The organism is Guyparkeria halopsychrophila (genome assembly GCF_044582135.1).
In the GTDB taxonomy this organism is placed as follows: domain Bacteria; phylum Pseudomonadota; class Gammaproteobacteria; order Halothiobacillales; family Halothiobacillaceae; genus Guyparkeria.
On sequence record NZ_JBDODP010000015.1, the window covers coordinates 16,179 to 34,490 of the forward strand.

General features: G+C 66.0%; 18 protein-coding genes and 4 tRNA genes. 19 read left to right on the forward strand and 3 right to left on the reverse strand.

Annotated elements, in window-relative coordinates:
* Positions 1-166 precede the first annotated feature (166 nt).
* The 10 genes from ABGV18_RS07805 to kdsB all read left to right on the forward strand — a co-directional run bounded on the left by ABGV18_RS07805 (position 167) and on the right by kdsB (position 12,876).
* A complete protein-coding gene (locus tag ABGV18_RS07805) occupies positions 167-4,168 on the forward strand; it encodes a YhdP family protein (RefSeq protein WP_396585552.1) in 4,002 nt (1,333 codons plus the stop codon).
* Entirely contained in the window at positions 4,165-5,013 is an 849-nt protein-coding gene (locus tag ABGV18_RS07810) for a nitrilase-related carbon-nitrogen hydrolase (protein ID WP_396585553.1), read from the forward strand. The genes ABGV18_RS07805 and ABGV18_RS07810 overlap by 4 nt, the downstream gene beginning before the upstream one ends.
* 110 nt (positions 5,014-5,123) lie before the next feature.
* Entirely contained in the window at positions 5,124-6,212 is a 1,089-nt protein-coding gene (locus ABGV18_RS07815; protein ID WP_396585554.1) for a 3-deoxy-7-phosphoheptulonate synthase, read from the forward strand.
* The gene (locus ABGV18_RS07820) at positions 6,205-7,914 is read left to right on the forward strand and encodes a mucoidy inhibitor MuiA family protein (RefSeq protein WP_396585555.1); all 1,710 of its coding nucleotides are present in this window, start codon (positions 6,205-6,207) and stop codon (positions 7,912-7,914) included. Before ABGV18_RS07815 ends, ABGV18_RS07820 begins: the two co-directional genes overlap by 8 nt.
* Before the next feature lie 99 nt (positions 7,915-8,013).
* On the forward strand, positions 8,014-8,646 hold the full coding sequence (locus tag ABGV18_RS07825) for a MotA/TolQ/ExbB proton channel family protein (protein ID WP_396585556.1): 633 nt from the start codon (positions 8,014-8,016) through the stop codon (positions 8,644-8,646).
* Complete coding sequence (locus ABGV18_RS07830; RefSeq protein WP_396585557.1) at positions 8,643-9,044, forward strand: biopolymer transporter ExbD; 402 nt, start codon at positions 8,643-8,645, stop codon at positions 9,042-9,044. Before ABGV18_RS07825 ends, ABGV18_RS07830 begins: the two co-directional genes overlap by 4 nt.
* Entirely contained in the window at positions 9,041-10,837 is a 1,797-nt protein-coding gene (gene msbA, locus ABGV18_RS07835; protein ID WP_396585558.1) for a lipid A export permease/ATP-binding protein MsbA, read from the forward strand. Before ABGV18_RS07830 ends, msbA begins: the two co-directional genes overlap by 4 nt.
* The gene (gene lpxK / locus ABGV18_RS07840; RefSeq protein WP_396585559.1) at positions 10,837-11,829 is read left to right on the forward strand and encodes a tetraacyldisaccharide 4'-kinase; all 993 of its coding nucleotides are present in this window, start codon (positions 10,837-10,839) and stop codon (positions 11,827-11,829) included. The genes msbA and lpxK overlap by 1 nt, the downstream gene beginning before the upstream one ends.
* A gap of 58 nt (positions 11,830-11,887) precedes the next feature.
* Positions 11,888-12,109, forward strand: coding sequence for a Trm112 family protein (locus tag ABGV18_RS07845; protein WP_396585560.1), 222 nt, complete (start codon positions 11,888-11,890; stop codon positions 12,107-12,109).
* A complete protein-coding gene (gene kdsB, locus ABGV18_RS07850; protein WP_396585561.1) occupies positions 12,106-12,876 on the forward strand; it encodes a 3-deoxy-manno-octulosonate cytidylyltransferase in 771 nt (256 codons plus the stop codon). The genes ABGV18_RS07845 and kdsB overlap by 4 nt, the downstream gene beginning before the upstream one ends.
* A 1-nt stretch (position 12,877) precedes the next feature.
* Here kdsB and ABGV18_RS07855 read toward each other — a convergent pair whose 3' ends face one another.
* Both ABGV18_RS07855 and ABGV18_RS07860 read right to left on the reverse strand, forming a co-directional pair.
* A complete protein-coding gene (locus tag ABGV18_RS07855) occupies positions 12,878-13,069 on the reverse strand; it encodes a hypothetical protein (RefSeq protein ID WP_396585562.1) in 192 nt (63 codons plus the stop codon).
* A 5-nt stretch (positions 13,070-13,074) separates the two neighbouring features.
* Positions 13,075-13,500 carry a cupin domain-containing protein gene (locus ABGV18_RS07860; RefSeq protein ID WP_396585563.1) on the reverse strand — a complete coding sequence of 142 codons (426 nt, stop codon included), beginning with the start codon at positions 13,498-13,500 and terminating at the stop codon, positions 13,075-13,077.
* A 42-nt stretch (positions 13,501-13,542) separates the two neighbouring features.
* Here ABGV18_RS07860 and ABGV18_RS07865 point away from each other — a divergent pair, with 42 nt between their 5' ends.
* From ABGV18_RS07865 to ABGV18_RS07895, 7 genes are all read left to right on the forward strand, one after another.
* Entirely contained in the window at positions 13,543-13,899 is a 357-nt protein-coding gene (locus ABGV18_RS07865) for a DUF2288 domain-containing protein (protein ID WP_396585564.1), read from the forward strand.
* Positions 13,900-14,024: 125 nt separating this feature from the next.
* Positions 14,025-15,122 (forward strand): oxidoreductase, encoded by a 1,098-nt coding sequence (locus tag ABGV18_RS07870; protein ID WP_396585565.1) that lies wholly within the window; start codon positions 14,025-14,027, stop codon positions 15,120-15,122.
* Positions 15,123-15,195: 73 nt separating this feature from the next.
* Positions 15,196-15,705, forward strand: a complete 510-nt coding sequence (locus ABGV18_RS07875; RefSeq protein ID WP_396585566.1) for a heme-binding protein — start codon at positions 15,196-15,198, stop codon at positions 15,703-15,705.
* A 256-nt stretch (positions 15,706-15,961) separates the two neighbouring features.
* A tRNA-Asn gene (locus ABGV18_RS07880) sits at positions 15,962-16,037 on the forward strand.
* A gap of 2 nt (positions 16,038-16,039) precedes the next feature.
* Positions 16,040-16,116: transfer RNA gene (locus tag ABGV18_RS07885), tRNA-Arg, on the forward strand.
* A gap of 5 nt (positions 16,117-16,121) precedes the next feature.
* Positions 16,122-16,197, forward strand: a tRNA-Glu gene (locus ABGV18_RS07890).
* Between the two features lie 93 nt (positions 16,198-16,290).
* Positions 16,291-16,366, forward strand: a tRNA-Glu gene (locus ABGV18_RS07895).
* Between the two features lie 61 nt (positions 16,367-16,427).
* Here the strand turns inward: ABGV18_RS07895 and ABGV18_RS07900 are convergent.
* The gene (locus ABGV18_RS07900; RefSeq protein ID WP_396585567.1) at positions 16,428-16,709 is read right to left on the reverse strand and encodes a hypothetical protein; all 282 of its coding nucleotides are present in this window, start codon (positions 16,707-16,709) and stop codon (positions 16,428-16,430) included.
* Positions 16,710-16,903: 194 nt separating this feature from the next.
* Between ABGV18_RS07900 and ABGV18_RS07905 the strand changes: the two genes are divergently transcribed.
* Both ABGV18_RS07905 and ligD read left to right on the forward strand, forming a co-directional pair.
* A complete protein-coding gene (locus ABGV18_RS07905) occupies positions 16,904-17,422 on the forward strand; it encodes a DNA polymerase ligase N-terminal domain-containing protein (protein ID WP_396585568.1) in 519 nt (172 codons plus the stop codon).
* Positions 17,419-18,309, forward strand: a complete 891-nt coding sequence (gene ligD / locus ABGV18_RS07910; protein WP_396585569.1) for a non-homologous end-joining DNA ligase — start codon at positions 17,419-17,421, stop codon at positions 18,307-18,309. The genes ABGV18_RS07905 and ligD overlap by 4 nt, the downstream gene beginning before the upstream one ends.
* Positions 18,310-18,312 lie beyond the last annotated feature (3 nt).

Consider the following 18,312-nt stretch of genomic DNA (forward strand, 5'->3'; position numbering starts at 1 on the left):
TGCGGAAGGGTGATGCCCTTCCCGGGACGGCAAGGCAGCCGCTGTCTGGCTCAAGGCGAGCCCTTCGGGGGGCGAGCCGCTCATGCTCGACGTTGCGCCTTGATCACGCTCGACTCGCCAAGTCAGGGCGGTAACGGATTTATGTAGACCTTCCCGGGAGGGGGCGGTGATCACTGAAAGCAGCGTAAAACGCGAACGACGCTTCCGGCTGGTGTTTCGTCGCCTGTTGATGGCGGCTGCCGTGCTGCTTGTGCTGATCGCCGCTATCAGCGCCGTCTCCCGTGCGCTCTTGCCCTGGGTGGAGCGCTACCAGCCGGACTTCGAGACGGTCGTCAGCGAGGCGCTCGACGTGCCGGTACGCTTCGGCAGCCTCGACCTGCGCTGGCAGGGCTACCAGCCTCAGGTGATCTTTCGCGACGTGCGCATCGATGCCGGCCCGCGTGCCGATGCGCTGAGCCTGGGGCTGTCCTGGTGGCGCAGCCTGGTCGAGTGGCGCCTGGTCGCCGACAAGATCACGCTCGATGCCCCCCGCTTCACCCTGATCCGCGATCGTGAGGGCTGGTCGGTAGCCGATCTTTCGCTGGAGGGGCGTGCCGGCGTGAATGCCCAGCGGGTTTCCTGGGCCGAGGTAGAAGACCAGCTGGCCCGTCTGGGGCATCTGTCGGTGCGGGACGCCGTGGTGGAATTCCGCGATCCGGAAGGCGGTGGCGATCGGTTGACGTTCAGCCTCGCCGCTGAGCTCGATCGCGATCGGTGGCGTGCGTCGGGGGACGCCCGCCTTGCCGGGATCAGTGACGAGCCAATGCGATTTGCCGGGGAGGGCCGCTTCGGTGAGCAGAGCCGGGTGTCGCTGTTCCTGCAGGTAAGTGACTGGAAGCTGCCCGAGGTGCAACAGCGCCTTGATCGCTACGGTGGCCCGACCGTGCGACGCACGCTGGGCGGCTGTCCCGGCGACGGCAACCCGGCCCGTTGCGAGATCGGCATGCCACGCATCGACTCCGGGCGCCTCGACGGCCAGTTGTGGCTGGACTGGCAGCAGACGCGGCTGACCGATCTCACGGTGCAGGCGGACGTGCGCCATCTCGCCGTCACCCGCGAGCAGTTGCTGGGCGAGGACGACGCCAGCCAGGCATCACTGGATCGCGTTTCGGCGACGCTCGCCTGGGGGCGTGATGCCGAGGGGTGGCATCTCGACGCCGAGGACGTCAAGGTCCGCCCGTCGCGCGAGGAGCCGTTGCCGACCGAATTCGTGCGCATGCGCGCGATCGGCGAGGACCTTTTTTTTGCCACCGATCATGCCGATCTTGGCCATCTTTCGGTGTGGCTTGCCGCCGCGCCCCTGCCGACGGAATTTCTCGACCTGCTCGACCAGAACGTGCCGCGCGGCCAGGCGCGCGACGTGCGCTTGCATTTCATCGATGGCGAACTGGTCGAAGGCTTTCTCGACCTGCGGGGCTTTGGCAACACCACCGGCGTCCTGCTTCGCCCGGTCATTGGCACCCGCGCGGGTCGGGGCGGGGCGGACCTGACCCTGTACCGCCAACCCGGCGGCTGGCTTGCCCGTATCGAACAGCAGGATCTCGTCCTTGCCGTGCCAGGCATGTTTCGTGAGCCGGTGAGCATCGACCGTCTGCAGGGAGACCTCTATTGGTTCGACCGGGTCGGCTCGCCGGAAGGGGAGGAACCACCCGCTGGGTTGTCGCTCTTCAGCCCGAATCTGGTGTTCACGTTTCCGGGACTCAACGTGGCCGGACGGTTCTTCTACCAGCAAGCGAATGGCGAGCAGCCGGGCTATCTGGGAGTCGACACCGGGTTTGCCGTCGACGACACGCGCGGGATTCCGGGCTACCTGCCGCGGCACGTGATTGGTCCCCGGACGCTCGACTGGCTGGACGCTGCCCTCGAAGGCGAGGGCGCACAAGGGCGGATCGACGAGGGGCGTTTCATCTTCCATGGTGACCCGGCGCGTGCGCCGTTCACGGACGGGGGGGGCTACTTCTCGGTGGTGTTCGACTACCACGACCTGACCTTGCCCTATCGACCGGGCTGGCCGGCGCTGACCGAGGCCAGCGGCCACATGGCCTTCGTCAACCAGCAGTACCACGTCGATATTGCACAGGGACAGGTCGGGCCGGTGCCGGTCGGCGATTCGCGCGTGAGCATCTTTGACCTCGATGAACCCAAGCTGCAGATCGCGGTTAACCGACCGGTGGCGATCGATGCGCTCCTCGATGGCCTTGGACAGACCCCGTTGATCGATGCCGGGGCGCTTGCCGGCTTCTCGGGACGTGGTGAGGGGCAGTTCACCCTCGATGTGCTGATCGGTCTGGGCTCGGGCTCGCCGCCGCCCTCGGCGTCCGGGACGTATCGGTTTGCCGGTCATCGGCTGTCGGTTGCCGACGGCCGGTTCGTGTTCGAGGACGTCTCCGGCCCGCTGCGTTTCTCAGACATCAACTTCACTGCCGATGCACTGTCGGGGCGTTTTCTCGGCGAGTCGTTCCGCGCACGGGTCGATCCGCTTGGCGATCGATCCGCTACCCGCATTCAGGCGAGCACTCGCTTTACACCGACCGGCCTCGCCACGGTGCTGGGTCAGGCGGGCCGGGCACCGGTCACCGAGGCGCTGATCGGCAGTTTTGACGGCGCAACGGACGTCGGTGTGCGCGTGGACGTACCCCACGGTGAGGGCGAGGGCGGCGTCGGGATCCGGGTGGAAAGTGGCCTGGTCGGTTGGCAGAGCCGACTGCCGGCACCGCTGGCCAAGCCCGCCCCGACCAGTTGGCCGCTGACGGTCGACTTGGACGTGCGCAACGGTGGCCTGCGCGCGCTTTCGGCGCGCCTGGAGGCAGCCCAGACCTGGCGCGCCGAACTGGGCTTCGACGGGGCCGGTTCGCTGGCGAAAATCCAATTGGGCAACCGGTCTCTGGACAATGAGCCGCCCGGCGAGGGCGAGTCGGCGACCCATCGTATCGGCCTGACTCTTGGGGAGCTGGCGATCGACCCCTGGCTCGATTGGTGGGCATCGGTCGAGTCGAGTGGGGGGTCAACGAACAGGGGTACCACACAGGGCGAAACCTGGTGGGTCGACGCCCGCATCGGTCGGCTGAGCTTCGGCGACTGGTGGCTCGATGCAGTGACGGCCGGTTGGTCGACCCGTGCCGATGGCTGGTGGCTGGGTGTTTCGGGCGAAGAGAATCGTGGCGAGCTGAGGTTCTCGGCGGGCCGCGCTACGGCGGCCGGGGCCCTGGAGGGGCAGTTTGATCGGCTGCGCCTGCATCGCGAGTCGACATCGACGGACAGTGAGCCGACGCCGCCACAGGCCTGGGATCTGGCCACACTCCCGGCCGCCCGTTTCACGGTTGACTCCCTGACCGTCGACGAGCTTCGACTGGGCCGGTTGGGCGTGGAGTCGCGGCCCGAGAACAGTCACTACCGGATCGACCGGGTCGACTGGCAGCCGGTGCCGAGCTTGAGCGTCTCGGGGAGTGGCCGGGTGGAGAATGGTGTCAGCGACGCCGCCCAGGGTCAGCGGACCCGTCTGTCCCTGTCCATCGACGGCAGCGACCTCGGGGCGGGGATCGCGGCAATCAACGGTTATTCACCCATCCAAGGGGGCAAGGTCGAAGAGGGGCAAGTGACCCTTGCCTGGCCGGGCAGTCCGACGAGTTTCTTTGTCGGTCGGGCGGCCGGGAATGGCCGCTTTCTCCTCTCCGAGGGGCAGCTCAAGGGTATCGACCCGGGTGCCGGCCGATTGGTCGGGTTGATGAGCCTGGGGGCGCTGGCCGACCGGTTGCGTTTCGATTTCCGTGATGTCACCCGTGAGGGTCTGTACTTCGAGACCCTGGCAGGAAACTGGCGTCTCGACCGCGGACGGTTGATCGTCGATCCGCTCGAACTGATCAACCCGTCGTTGAATGCCCTGATCGACGGCGAGCTGCAGCTGGTCGACCGACGCCTCGACCTGACGGCGCGGATCTATGCCGATTTCGGCATGCTCCTGCCGCTGATCGGCACGGTTGCCGGCGGTCCGCTGGTCGGCGGGGCCGTGCTGGCCCTGCAGGAAACCTTTCGGCAGCTGGATCAGGCCCCGCAGCCATCGGTCACCTACCATATCGGCGGATCATTCGAACAGCCCGAGGTCACTAGAGGGGAGACACAGACACCATGAGCGAGTCGAAGCCGACCGTCGCCGTCGTGCAACTCAATGGCCGGGCCGACTGGAACAGCAATCGCCCGGTCGTCGAGCGGTTGATCGCCCAGGCGGCGGACGGCGGCGCCTGCGTCGTCGTATTGCCGGAAAACCTGCTCGCGATGCCGGCCGACCCACGCGAGCTGATCGCGATGGCCGCGACGGATACCCCGCGGGCGGTTCGGGATCTCTCGGCATGGGCGAAGCAGAGTGGGGTGTGGCTGGTGGCCGGCACCTTGCCGTTTGTCCCCGACGATCCGGCCGACAGCGATCGAGTCGCGGCGCGCACGCTGGTGATCAACGCGCAGGGCAAGGTGGTCGATCACTACGACAAGATCCATCTGTTCGACGTGGTACTGCCGGATGGCGAAAGCTATCGGGAGTCGAACACCTTTGTCGCCGGGGATCGAACGGTGGTTGTCGATACGCCGGCCGGGCGATTGGGGATGGCCACCTGCTTCGACCTGCGCTTTCCGGAGCTGTTCACCCATCTGGCCGAGGCCGGCGCCGACTGGTTCTGCCTGCCCTCGGCCTTCACCCGGCCGACCGGTGAGGCGCACTGGCACGTGCTGCTGCGTGCGCGTGCCATCGAGAACAGCGCCTGGGTGGTGGCCGCCGCGCAGGTCGGGCGCCACGCCGACGGCCGCGAGACCTTCGGTCACAGCCTGATCGTCGATCCTTGGGGGCGAGTCTTGGAGGATGCGAGGGACACTGCCGATTGCGTCCGCTTCGCGCGCTTTGATTACCCCTGGCTGCAAGGGTTGCGGCAACGCTTCCCGGTGCGAAAGCTGCACCGCGCGGCGCTTTTTGCCGGCGGGCGGTAGACCGTCCATGGCGCAAATACCGCTTGGCCTTTACCATGGGGTAACGAATTCCCGTCCGGTCGTACCGTCCGGATTCGTGCAGACCTTCCCTAACGACTAGTTGAGAAAAGATGACCGTACAGACCGACGACCTGCGCATCGAGGAGATTCACCAGTTGACCCCGCCCGAGGTCTTCCGGAGCGAGTATTTGCTCTCGGAAAAGGGCGCCGAGACGGTGGAGAGTGCGCGCCGGACCATCCAGAACATCCTCGACCGTCGTGACGACCGGTTGATGGTGGTGATGGGGCCGTGCTCGATCCACGACGTCGATGCCGCGCGGGATTACGCCGCCCGGTTGCGCGAGCTGGCCGACGAGGTCAAGGACGACGTGTTCCTGGTGATGCGGGTCTATTTCGAGAAACCGCGCACCACCGTGGGCTGGAAGGGCCTGATCAACGACCCGGATCTCGACGGCAGCTTCAACATCAACAAGGGGCTGGGCGTGGCCCGTCACCTGCTGGTCGACCTGGCCGAAATGGGTGTGCCGACGGCCACCGAATACCTCGACCTGATCAGCCCGCAGTACATCTCGGATTCCATCTCCTGGGGGGCGATCGGGGCGCGGACCACCGAATCGCAGGTCCACCGCGAACTGGCCTCGGGGCTTTCCTGCCCGGTCGGCTTCAAGAACGGCACGGATGGCGGCCTGCGCGTGGCACTCGACGCGATTCGTGCCTCGGCCCGCCCGCATCACTTCCTGTCGGTGACCAAGGCCGGCCGGTCGGCGATCTTCGCCACCAGCGGCAACCCGGATTGCCACATCATTCTCCGTGGCGGACGCAGTACCAACTACGACGCGGCGAGCGTCAGCGAGGCCCTCGAGCAGCTCCGCCAGACCGAAACGCCCGAGCGGCTGATGATCGATTTCTCGCACGCTAACAGTCAGAAGCAGCATGCCCGGCAGATCCAGGTGGCCGAGGACGTCGCGGCGCAGGTCGCCGGTGGCAATGCCGGCATCGTCGGCGCGATGGTTGAAAGCCACCTGATCGCCGGTCGCCAGGACGTGATCCCCGGCAAGTCACTGACTTACGGCCAGAGCATCACGGATGCCTGCATCGGCTGGGATGACAGCCGGGCGGTCATCCACCGTCTCGCCGAGGCGGTGCGGATCCGTCGCGCCGGCGGTGGCGTGCTCGACGAGCTGCCCGAACATGGTTGATCAGCCGATCAGTCGCCGTGCCGGCGTCAGCACTTGGCATCGTGCCGGGGCTGGTCTGTTGCTCGGCGTTGCCCTGCCGGTACTGGGTTGGACCAGTGCGGCGCAGGGCGCCGTTTCGGCCGAGATCGAGGCATTGATCGAGTCGGTCGATGACCACGCCATGGGCATCGAACGGTTGACCGTGGCACCGGCCGGGGCGTGGGTGGCCCGATCGCTGACGTTCGAATCGCTGGAACAACTCGACCAGGCCGACTCGTCGCTTTTGCATCGGGCGGCACCCGAAGAGGGTGGTCGGCTCTGGATCGGTGGTTTGCCGGCGACTCTCGACGGCGATTCGCTGCGCGTGGCCGGAGCGTTGGTCGACACCGAGGCCGGCGTGCGCCTCGAGCGTGAGATCACGCGTGAGACACCGCGTTACCAGCGCCTGTCCAACCGCCTGAAAGAGGCGCAAGCCGAGGCCCGCGGGCTGGCGGTGGAGCTGGAAGAGAACGCATTGCGCCGCCGGATCGCTCGCGATCAACTGGCCGCCTTGTCGGCGGCCGGCGAGGACCTTTCCACGCTGTGGCGTGACAACGGCCCGGTTGATCAGTTGATGTCGCGGTTGACCGACGAGCGTCGAGCGCTGCTCGATCGCCAGGCATCGATTGACGAGGACATCGACGCGTTGCGTGCGGCACTCGACGAATTGGCCGGGCAGGCACCCGGCTGGCAGATCGGGGTGGCGCTCACCCAGGCCGGTCTCGAGCCCGGCGACGAGGCACTGCGCCTGGAGTATCGCGTCGAGAACGCGGGCTGGGAGCCGATCTACCGGGCGCGGCTCGATACCACCGAGGGGCAGGTCGATTGGCGCATGACCGCTCGGGTGCACCAGCAGACCGGCGAGGACTGGCCGGCGGTACCGATGACCCTGGTCACCAGTGACCAGCGACGTTTCTACCCGGTGCCGGAGCTTTCGCCATTGACCATCGGGTTCATCGACCCGAACGATGGCGCACCGGTTCGCCCGATGGCCCAGAGTTCGCTGATGCGCGCCGACGCCGCCGGTTTTGCCGAGGCGGGACGGGTCGAAGACGAGACCGGCTTTGCCACGCGCATCGCCGTGAACAAGCCGGCGGCGATTCCCAGTGGCGAGGGCGGGGTGAGCCTGGTGGTGCTGGAACAGTCGCTCGACGCCAATATCTCCTTGCGGATCGCGCCGCAACTTAGCCGAGATGCGGTGGTAGTTGGCCGGTTCGCTCCCAGTATCGTCAACCCATTACCTTCTGGCCGGTGGGAGATTCATCGCGATGGACAGCAACAGTCCGGCCTTTCCCGGTCGGCCCTCAAGCCCGACGAGCCGGTCGAGCTGAGTTTCGGTGTCGATCCCCGACTGGTCGTCGACTACCAGGCCCCGCCGGACGAGCGAGCCGGTCATGGCCTGATCGGCAAGCTTCAACAGATCGAACGTCGCCGTCAGGTCACTGTCACCAGCCGGCACCAGAACGCCGTGCCGGTGGTCGTGCTGGTGCGCATGCCCACGCCGCTGGATGCCGATATCGTGGTCGAGGCGCTCGCGGAGAGCGACACGCCGGACGAACGCCAGTTCGATGGCCAGAAGGGTGTCTGGGCCTACGAGCGCAAGCTGGCGCCCGATGAGTCCTGGAAAATCGACTTCGGCTACCGCGTGCGCTGGCCCGAAGACAAGCAGATCTCGCCGTTTTGATGCATCCGGCATGACCGGCCCGGATCGATTCGTCGGCCGGGCGGGCCGGTTCGCTATGGCCGGCTAAACCTCCATCCACGGAAAAGGACCACCACGAACATGCTTGATCTCGTTCTGGCCGGCGGCGGCATGATGCTGCCTATCATCATTGCCTCGGTGATCGCCATGGCGATCATCTTCGAGCGTCTTTACACCCTGCGTCGCGGCCGCATCATGGGTGGCGACCCGGTCGGGATGGTTCGATCCTGGCAGGGCCACGGCGGCATCACGGCAGCGCGGCTCGACGAGCTGGGTCGGGTGTCGCCGCTGGGTCGAATCCTCGCAGAGGGCCTGGCGGGCAGCCATTCGGCCGAGAGCATGCGGGTGCGCATCGAGGATGCCGGCCGGCATGTCGCCCACCAGATGGAGCGCTACCTCAACACGCTGGGCACGATCGCGTTGATCGCCCCGCTGCTCGGCCTGCTGGGGACGGTGATCGGCATCATCGACGTCTTCCAGGCGATCACATCCCATAGCGGAGCCGGTGCGGTCGCGCCCGAGCTTTTGGCCGGTGGCATCGCCAAGGCGCTGATCACCACCGCCGCCGGCATCATGGTTGCGGTGCCGGCGTTCATCTTTCATCGCTACTTCCGTGGCCTGATCGACGAGTTGGTGATCGACATGGAGGCCGAGGCGATTCGCCTGGTCGACATGATTCACCCGGCGGGGCTGGGCCGGAGGCAGGCGGCATGAATTTCCGCCAGCGACCGCGCGAACCGCTCGAACTCAACCTGATCCCGTTGATCGACGTGGTCTTCATGCTGCTGATCTTCTTCATGCTGACCACGACGTTCGTCCATGACCGCACCCTCAAGGTCGATCTGCCCGTGTCCGAATCGGGTAGCAGCGAACGCGCCGAACTGGAGAACCACGTGATCGAACTGGATGCCCGCGGCGAGATCGCCATCGACGGGATGCGCGTGACCGAGCAGCAGTTGCCGCGCGTGTTGGCCGAAGTGGCCGATGACGGCCGCCCCGTGGTGCTCTGGGCGGATGCCCAGGTGGTCAACCAGCGCGTGGTCACGGTGCTCGATCAGGCCCGCCGCGCCGGCATCGAGAAGATCGGCTTGGGGACGACACCACCACGATGAACCCGGATTCGCTCAATCAGAAAGCTAACTCTGCGGCCGGCTGGGAAACCTACCGGCGGCTGCTCAACTACACCTGGCGCTATACGCGGATACTGGTGATCGCGATCATCGGCATGGTGGTCGCGGGGCTCTCCGAGGTGGGCTTTGCCGCGCTGATGAAGCCGCTGCTTGACGGCAGTTTCGTCGAGCGCGATCCGACCCTGGTCACCTGGATGCCCGTGGCGTTGCTGGCGGTGTTCGTCTTCCGCGTGGTCGGCGAGTTCGCCTCCAACTACGGCATGGCCTGGGTGGGGCGCTCGGTGATCCGCGACCTGCGCCGCGACACCTTCGCCCAGGTATTGCACCTGCCGCCGCGCTATTTCGACCGGGTGCCGTCGACCGAGGTGCTCACCCGGCTGAACTACCAGAGCGAGCAGGTCTCCGAAGCCGCCTCCAAGGCGCTCACCATCCTGATCCGCGACAGCGTGACCGTGATCGGCCTGCTGGTGTGGATGCTGTATCTGTCCTGGCAGCTGACGCTGTTCATCCTGGTCCTGCTGCCCATCCTCGTAGGCATGGTTGCGGGCATCTCGAAGGCCTTCCGCCGTTACGCCCGTCGCATCCAGGAGTCGATGGGCAAGGTCTCGCACGTCGCCGAGGAGACCATCAGCGGGCATCGCGTGGTCAAGCTCTACGGGGGCGAGGGTTACGAGAGCGCCCGCTTCGATCGCCAGAACCAGTACAACTTCCGCGCCTTCATGAAGATGCAGGCGGTGCAGGCGGCCTCCTCGCCGTTGACGCAGTTCGTGCTCGCCATCGGCGTGGCCGGCGTGGTGTGGTTTGCCACCAGCGGCGATCGCATGGACGACATCACCGTCGGCACGTTCGTCTCGTTCATCACCGCGCTGGCGATGACGCTGGCGCCGGCCAAGCGCCTGATCAACCTCAACGCCATCATCCAGAAGGGCATCGCTGCCGGCGAGAGCCTGTTCGCGCTGCTCGACGAGCCGCAGGAATCGGAGACGGGCACCCGGTCGGTCGACCGGGTGACAGGCCGGATTGCGATGGAGGACGTCTGGTTGAGTTACCGGGAGCCGGCCCCGGGCGATCATGACGATCCGGACTGGGTACTGCGCGGCGTGTCGCTCGAGATCGCCGCCGGCGAGACCGTCGCCTTCGTCGGCCAATCCGGCGCCGGCAAGTCGAGCCTGATGGGCGCGTTGCCTCGTTTTGTCGAGATCCAGCAGGGCGCGATCCGTCTGGACGAGTATCAGCATGATGACCTGCCGTTGGCCGACTTGCGCCGCCAGTTCGCCTACGTCTCGCAGGAGACGGTGCTGTTCAACACCACCATCGCGTCGAACATCGGTTATGCCGACGGGGCGGACTTCGACCTGGAACGCGTGCGCGAGGCGGCCAAGGCCGCGTTTGCCGACCAGTTCATCGAGCAACTGTCCGAGGGCTTCGAGACCAATATCGGCGAGAACGGCGTGCTGCTTTCGGGCGGCCAGCGTCAGCGGATCGCGATCGCCCGGGCACTCTACCGCGATGCACCGATCCTGCTGCTCGACGAGGCGACCTCCGCGCTCGATACCCGCTCGGAAGGCTTCATCCAGCGCGCGTTGGAGAATCTCACCCGCGGGCGAACCACGCTGGTGATCGCCCATCGCCTGTCGACCATCGAACACGCCGATCGCATCGTGGTGATGGACGGCGGGCGTATTGTCGAGCAGGGGCGTCACGCCGATCTGTTGGCCGCCGATGGCGCCTATGCCGGCCTGTACCGGCTGCAATTCGCCGACCAGGCCGACTGATGCGCTACCCCGGCTTTTGGCAACGACGCGGCCTGTGGGCCCGGCTGCTCTGGCCCTTGGGCCGGCTGGTCTGTGCCGAGGCCGCCCGGCGCCGGCGGCGAGCGTCTGGTCGGGCGCCGGATTGCCCGGTGATCGTGGTCGGCAACCTGACCGTCGGTGGCACCGGCAAGACGCCGGTGGTGATCGCGCTGGTCGAGGCATTGCGCGCCGCCGGGCACACCCCCGGCGTAATCAGCCGTGGGTTTGGCGTGAAGGTAGGCATCGAGCCGGTCGATCTCGCCGAGGCGGTCGCCCCGTCGAGTTGCGGCGACGAGCCCTGGCTGATTCACCGGCGCACCGGCGTGCCGGTGATCGTGCATCCGTACCGACGCGAGGCGGCCCGGCAACTCAAGGCCCGCTATCCCGAGGTGGACGTGATCGTCAGTGATGACGGGCTGCAGCATCATCAACTGGCGCGCACGATCGAGTGGGTGGTGGTCGATGGCCAGCGCGGGCTCGGTAACGGCTGGTGCCTGCCGGCCGGCCCGTTGCGCGAGTCGCCGGCGGTGCTGGACGAGGTCGATGCGGTGCTGGTCAACGGTGACGAGCCATCCCGTCACGGGGCGGGGACGCGTGGCGTGCCCGCCTGGCGAATCGATTTCCACCCGCAGGGGGTGATCGATCTGTTCGATCAGTCCGAACGGCCGATCACGGACCTGGCTGGCAGGGAGGTAATCGCGCTGGCCGGGATCGGTAACCCGGCGCGTTTCTTCGCCATGCTCGAGGCGCAGGGGGTGGTGATCGACGCCCGTGCTCTCGATGATCACGCCGCGCCGACACAGACGCAGGCCCGCGCGTGGCTGGCCGATGGCCGCCCGGTTGTCATGACGGACAAGGATGCGGTCAAATGGCCCGAGATGCCGACACGAGCCGGCCAGGTGCTGGTCGTGCGGGGTGGCATCGAACTGCCGCCGACACTGCTCGAGAATACCCTGAACACATTGCAATCATGATGCCCCTGGGGCGACCGGCAGGCCGCCGCCCCGAGGTCTCCACAAGGTGAAACCGTCGATGGACAAGAAGCTGCTCGATATCCTCGTGTGCCCCGTGACCAAGGGGCCGCTGATCTACGACAAGCCGAACGACGAGCTGATCTCGCTGTCGGCCCACCTTGCCTTTCCCGTCCGTGACGGCATCCCCGTGATGCTGGAGGACGAGGCCCGCCGATTGCCCGACGAGGAATACCAGGCGTGGCGCAAGAAGCACCCGGGCAAGGGAGAGACCGGGACATGATGGCCGAGAACGATTGGATCATCATCCCGGCGCGGCACGATTCGAGTCGCCTGCCGGGCAAGCCGCTGGCGGACATCGGTGGTCGACCGATGATCCACTGGGTCTATGAGCGGGCCGTCGCAGCGGGCAGTGAGCACGTGGTCATCGCTACCGACGACGAACGCGTCCAGGAGGCAGCGGCCGAGATCGGTGCGCGCGCGGTGCTGACCAGCGAGGGGCATGAGTCCGGCACCGACCGGCTGGCCGAGGTGATCGATCACCTCGAGCTCCCCGACGACACGGTGGTGGTCAACCTGCAGGGCGATGAGCCGATGATGCCGCCCGTACTGCTCGCCCAGGTGGCGAATCTGCTGCGTGCCAAGCCCGAGGCGGCGATGGCGACCCTGATGGTGCCGATCACCGGGCGTGACGATTTTCTCTCGCCCGATGCGGTCAAGGTGGTCGCCAACGAGCGTGCCGAGGCGATGTACTTCTCGCGCGCGCCGATTCCGTTTCATCGTGACGGGGTGCCCGACTCGGGCAAGGCGGGGCTGTTCGGTTTCCGTCACCTGGGCCTGTACGCCTATCGGGCGGGGTTCCTGCGCCGCTTCGTCGCAACGGCCAGCCCGGAGATCGAGCGGCTGGAAAAGCTCGAGCAGTTACGTGCCTTGTCGATGGGCGAGACCATCGCCATCGAGATCGCCGAGGTCACGCCGCCTGCCGGCGTGGACACCCCGGCGGATCTCGAGCGGGTGCGGGCACTGATGGCCGAGGAGATGGCCGACTGACTCAATCCGGTGGGATGTCGTCCGATCCGGTTTTGCGTGGCTTCTGGCGCTTGAGATAGATGAAGCCAGCCACGCCCCAGCCGACCAGGAACAGCACGCCAGCGCCGTGACCGAGCCAGAGGGTGGCGGCCATGATGCTGCCCAGGACCAGGGCGATAATCAGGAATTCGAGGGTGCTGCGCTGGATGACCATGTCGTTCAGGTGTTGCCGTCGCTGGAGTCGGGGGTGTCGAGGAATTCGGTATCCTCGTCGGAATAGGCCGGCTGGCAAATGCACAACAGCCGCAGCGGAACGTCGCTTCGGGTTTCGATCCGGTGCGGTTGGCCGGGGGCGATGCGGATGATATCACCCGGGACGACCGCCAGACGTTCCTCGCCCAGTTCCATCACCCCGGCGCCATCGAGGATCTGGTAGATCTCCTCGGCGATCGGGTGGCGGTGCAGGCGGGTCGACTGTCCCGCCTCGATGGTCGCCTCGGCCACGCTCAGGCGCTCGATGGTGTGACGAGACGGGTGCAGCAACTCGCGTACCGCCGAGCCATCGGGGGCCGTGATCGGCTCGACGTCGCTGCGGTGATTGAGGTAGCTCGAGCGGTCAGGCCCCAAGCGCCGTCGCTTCGCCATCGACAGGTTCTCCTCTCCGAACACATTGAACAAGGGCAGATCATGACAGAAATTTCCTCCAATCTCCCCGCGACTGGCCCGGAGGCGGTCGACGACGAAACGCTTTACGCGGAGCTGGTCGGACAGACCGCCCGGATCGAGTGGGCGGAACTCGAACGCTTCTTTGCCAAGGGTCAGATACTGAAGATTGCGCCGACGCTGGATCTCGTCGATGTCGCCATGGCGATGGTCCGGGATCGCGCCGACTCGGTCGGTGCCTGGCAGGAGGCCGGCGAGATCGATGCGCTGGACACGGATACCGCGCGACGCTGGGCGGCCGGCGAGGAGCCCCTGTGGGCGGTGGTCACGCCACCGTGGATCCTGGTTCAGGAGTCGGATGGCGCAGCCATTCGGCACTGAGGGGTTTTGCCGGATTGGCATTCTACGGCCATGTGAGCTACAAGTTAGCCAGCTAACCAAAGTTTCCTGCCGGCCTCCGGGGCTGATCACATGCCGGTGCCGGCCACCATCGTTCTCGAGGTTCCATGAGTCAGGATTCCGTGTTGCTTACCCCGGTCACCCTCGGTGATCTGTCCCTTCCCAACCGCGCCATCATGGCGCCACTGACCCGCTGTCGTGCCACCGTACCGGGCAATGTCCCCAACGAGATGATGCGGACCTACTACCACCAGCGCGCCGGTGCCGGCCTGATCATCAGCGAAGCCACCCAGATCGTGCCGGAAGGGCAGGGCTACCCGGCCACCCCCGGCATCCATAGCGACGAGCAGCAGGCCGGCTGGCAGATGATTACCCGGGCCGTGCACGAGGCGGGCGGGCGCATCGTCCTGCAGCTCTGGCATGTGGGCCGAGTCTCGCATTCGGACTTCCAGCCCGACGGCAAGCTGCCGGTCGCGCCGTCGGCGATCGCCATCGATGGCGAGGGCTACGTGCCATCGGGTGAGAAGAAACCCTTCGAGACCCCGCGTGCGCTGGAAACCGAGGAGATCCCCGCACTGGTCGAGGCCTACGCCCGGGCCACCGAGCGCGCCCTGGCGGCGGGATTCGACGGGGTGGAGGTGCACGCGGCCAACGGCTATCTGATCGACGAGTTCCTGCGCGACGGCACCAACAAGCGTACCGATCGCTACGGTGGCTCGTTGGATAACCGCATGCGTTTTTTGCGCGAGGTGCTCTCGGCGGTCATCCGCGTGGCCGGCGCTGCTCGCACGGGCGTGCGCATCTCGCCGTTGCAGCCGATGAACGGCATGATCGACAGCGACCCCTGGGGCACGTTCTCCTACGTGGTGCGCGAGCTCAATGCCTTCGGTCTGGCCTATCTGCACATTGCCGGGATGGGTGAGGACGCGCCGGGCGAGGCAGGGCCCGCCTTTGATCTCGCCGATCTGGTCCCTCTGTTCGAGGGGCCGGTGATTCGCAATTTCCAGTACGACCAGTCACGCGCCGAGCGTGACATCGAGCAGGGCCATGCCGCGGCCGTGGCGTTCGGCGTGCCGTTTATCGCCAATCCGGACCTCGTCGAGCGCTTTCGTCGTGATGCGCCGCTCAATGAACCCGACACCTCGACCTTCTACGGTGGAGGGGAGAAGGGGTACATCGATTACCCCACCCTGGGCCAGGGCTAAGCCGGTCCAGCAAAAAGAGCAGGTCGACACAACCCGGCACAACCTATAACCACCAATCCAAGAGGGAATTTCCATGCAATTCACCAAGAACGCGATTCGCCTTACCGTGCTCGCCGCAGGGCTCGCTTTGGCCGGTAATGCGGCGATGGCCGCCTCCGATCAGCCGGCAACCATCAGTGTCGATCGTCTCTCGATGGAAATGGCCCTGAAGGCCGCCAAGGCCACGATGGAGGCCTGTCGGGAGGAAGGTATCCAGATCGGGGTCACGGTCGTTGACCGAGGCGGCCACGAGCAGGTCGTTTTGCGCGACGTGCTCGCCCCTGACCTGACGCTGCGCATTTCCAAGCTCAAGGCCTACACCGCCATGTCGTTCAACACGGCCACCTCGACCCTCGAGGACCGTGGTCAGGGCGGTCTGGGGCACGTGCCCGGCCTGATGTTCGGTGCCGGTGGCGTGACCATCGAGGCGGGCGGCAAAACCTACGGCGCGATCGGCGTCTCGGGTGCACCGTCCGGTGAGACCGACGAGATGTGCGCGCGCAAGGGTGCCGAAGCGGTGGCCATGGATCTCGAGTTCCTCTGATCCAGTTGATCGACACCCACGCCGCCAAGGAGGTAGCGTGGCACTTTACGGCCCGGCATTGCCGGGCCGTTTTCGTTTGGTCTCTTGTTCCTACCGGCTCGATCGGTCCGCGAGTCGTGGTTTTCTAGGATGAGTTGCCACGCCTTGTTTCAAGGGGTTAGCCCGCGAGGGCGCTCATGGCCGCATTTTTATGGCCTCGGGTGTTGACGCACCCCGGGTGGATCATTAATATGCCGCCCCACGTCGAGAGACGTATTCCCCGATAGCTCAGTTGGTAGAGCAAGTGACTGTTAATCACTGGGTCGCTGGTTCGAGTCCAGCTCGGGGAGCCAAAGCGCCCGTAGCTCAGTTGGATAGAGCGTGCGGCTACGAACCGCGAGGTCGGGGGTTCGAATCCTCCCGGGCGCACCAATCAAGTCCCCATCGTCTAGAGGCCTAGGACACCGCCCTTTCACGGCGGTAACAGGGGTTCGAATCCCCTTGGGGACGCCATACGGTCGGGCAGTGCGTGACACGCGTGCTGCCCTACTTGTTGGTCACGTGGGAACGTGGCCAGCTGCTGGGCCCAGCCCGGCTTTTCACTAGGTCCCCATCGTCTAGAGGTCTAGGACACCGCCCTTTCACGGCGGTAACAGGGGTTCAAATCCCCTTGGGGACGCCACACCAACGAAAAAGCCCGCGCGGGTCATCCGTGCGGGCTTTTTCGTTCCTTGGAGATCGGTTCAGCGTCCGCCGCCGCCCCCGGGATTGCCGCCACCGACGCCAGCCCCGGCTCCCGGGCCACCTGCGGTCGGTGACCCCCCGAGCTTGCCGTAGGCGCCCTGGTCCATCACGCCGAGCATTTCGTCGTCGCCCGGGGTGTCCTCGCTCTGCTCCAGATTCTCATCGTGGTACTGCATAAGCAGATCGTCTTCCGGGGTGGCCCAGGGGTTGGCGTGTCCGGCATGGGCGGCGCCGGTCACCAGGAAGGTGCCAAGGAGGGTGAGAAAAAAGGTTGATCGCATGGGTAAACCTCTCGGTCTGGATGTCGTTTTGCCACCCGTTACTCAGACGGGCTGAGTGCTCCGACCCATAGATAAATAAATGGCTCAATAAGCAGTGGTCATGGCCCGCATGTCGAAATGGACTCGGCAGCCGGTGATGAGGGCTGCTTTACTCGATGTGGCCAATGCGAACGGTCACCATCGGGAGGGCTGCCATGGGCGCAGGTGCCGAAGACAAGTCGCGCGATTTCGTCATTCAGTGGCATGACGCGAGTCAGCGCCATTTCGATGTGCGCCTGGCAGTCGACGGGGCGCTCAAGTCCTGGGCTGTGCCCAAGGGACCGTCGACCGATCCGTCCGAGAGGCGCCTGGCCATCGAGGTGGAGGATCACGCGCTCGACTACGCGGATTTCGAGGGCGTGATTCCGGAGGGTAAATACGGCGCGGGCACGGTGATGGTCTGGGATCGCGGCAGCTATCGAAACCTCGATGAACAGCAGTCGGTGGCCGATGGGCTGCGAAAGGGTCTGGTCGAGGTGTGGCTCGACGGCGAGAAGATCCGTGGCGGCTACGCGTTCAAGCGCATCCAGGGCGGTGACAAGCCGCAGTGGTTGCTGATCAAGATGCGTGACGAGGCGGCCGATGCGCGCCGCAACCCGGTGTCCACCGAGACGCGATCGGTCAAAAGCGGCCGGACGTTCGACGAGATTCAAGAGCAAGAGGCGTCGGCATGACCGCGCCGATCGATGTCTCTCGCCCCGACAAGATCCTGTATCCCGACGCGGGATGGACCAAGGCGGACGTCGTGGACTATTACGACCGGGTGGCGGATTTCATGCTGCCGCACCTTGAAGGCCGGCCGCTGACATTGCACCGCTTTCCCGATGGCATCGATCACGAGGGGTTTTTCCAGCAGGCGCGGGCCGAGCATTTCGCCGATCAGGTTGGCAGCCTGCGGATCCGTCACGACGAACCGACCGGATCGGTCGACCATATCGTTTGCGAGGATGCGGATTGCCTGGCCTTTCTCGCTGACCAGGGCACACTCGCGTTCCATCGCTGGGCGGCTCGAGGTGACACGATTGATCGGCCCGATCTGATGATCTTTGATCTCGATCCGCCCGATCGCGACATGGGCCTGCTCAAACGCACGGCGCGCCGGGTCGCCGCGCTCATGCGCGACTGCCGGTTCTCGCCGTTCGTGATGACCACCGGCTCCTCCGGCCTGCACGTGGTCGCGCCGCTGCATCCCCGCTCGGATTTCGATGCGGTACGCCATCTGGCCGCCACGATGGCCGAGCGTCTGGTCGCCGAGTATCCCGACGAGCTCACCACCGAGCAACGTATCGAGGCCCGCGAGGGCCGGTTGTACCTCGACGTGATGCGCAACGCCTTCGGCCAGACGGCCGTGGCGCCGTATTCACTTCGAGCCCGCCCCGGTGCGCCCGTGGCAACCCCGCTTGACTGGGTCGAACTCGACAAGGGTGGTTTGCGGCCAGATGGCTACACGCTCGACAACCTCTTTCGCCGCCTGGGACAGAAGGGCGACCCCTGGGCGCGGATGTTCGAACAGGCGATCGATTTGCCCGAGGCCCAGAGGGCCTTCGACGCCCTGACGTGAGTC

Bases quoted from the DNA above. Each gene is read 5' to 3' on its own strand.
- ABGV18_RS07845 (WP_396585560.1), top strand. From the start codon at position 11,888: ATGGACAAGAAGCTGCTCGATATCCTCGTGTGCCCCGTGACCAAGGGG.
- ABGV18_RS07855 (WP_396585562.1), bottom strand. From the start codon at position 13,069: ATGGTCATCCAGCGCAGCACCCTCGAATTCCTGATTATCGCCCTGGTC.
- ABGV18_RS07865 (WP_396585564.1), top strand. From the start codon at position 13,543: ATGACAGAAATTTCCTCCAATCTCCCCGCGACTGGCCCGGAGGCGGTC.
- ABGV18_RS07870 (WP_396585565.1), top strand. From the start codon at position 14,025: ATGAGTCAGGATTCCGTGTTGCTTACCCCGGTCACCCTCGGTGATCTG.
- msbA (WP_396585558.1), top strand. From the start codon at position 9,041: ATGAACCCGGATTCGCTCAATCAGAAAGCTAACTCTGCGGCCGGCTGG.
- ABGV18_RS07810 (WP_396585553.1), top strand. From the start codon at position 4,165: ATGAGCGAGTCGAAGCCGACCGTCGCCGTCGTGCAACTCAATGGCCGG.
- ABGV18_RS07815 (WP_396585554.1), top strand. From the start codon at position 5,124: ATGACCGTACAGACCGACGACCTGCGCATCGAGGAGATTCACCAGTTG.
- lpxK (WP_396585559.1), top strand. From the start codon at position 10,837: ATGCGCTACCCCGGCTTTTGGCAACGACGCGGCCTGTGGGCCCGGCTG.
- ABGV18_RS07825 (WP_396585556.1), top strand. From the start codon at position 8,014: ATGCTTGATCTCGTTCTGGCCGGCGGCGGCATGATGCTGCCTATCATC.
- ABGV18_RS07905 (WP_396585568.1), top strand. From the start codon at position 16,904: ATGGGCGCAGGTGCCGAAGACAAGTCGCGCGATTTCGTCATTCAGTGG.
- kdsB (WP_396585561.1), top strand. From the start codon at position 12,106: ATGATGGCCGAGAACGATTGGATCATCATCCCGGCGCGGCACGATTCG.
- ABGV18_RS07820 (WP_396585555.1), top strand. From the start codon at position 6,205: ATGGTTGATCAGCCGATCAGTCGCCGTGCCGGCGTCAGCACTTGGCAT.
- ABGV18_RS07900 (WP_396585567.1), bottom strand. From the start codon at position 16,709: ATGCGATCAACCTTTTTTCTCACCCTCCTTGGCACCTTCCTGGTGACC.
- ABGV18_RS07860 (WP_396585563.1), bottom strand. From the start codon at position 13,500: ATGGCGAAGCGACGGCGCTTGGGGCCTGACCGCTCGAGCTACCTCAAT.
- ABGV18_RS07830 (WP_396585557.1), top strand. From the start codon at position 8,643: ATGAATTTCCGCCAGCGACCGCGCGAACCGCTCGAACTCAACCTGATC.
- ABGV18_RS07875 (WP_396585566.1), top strand. From the start codon at position 15,196: ATGCAATTCACCAAGAACGCGATTCGCCTTACCGTGCTCGCCGCAGGG.
- ligD (WP_396585569.1), top strand. From the start codon at position 17,419: ATGACCGCGCCGATCGATGTCTCTCGCCCCGACAAGATCCTGTATCCC.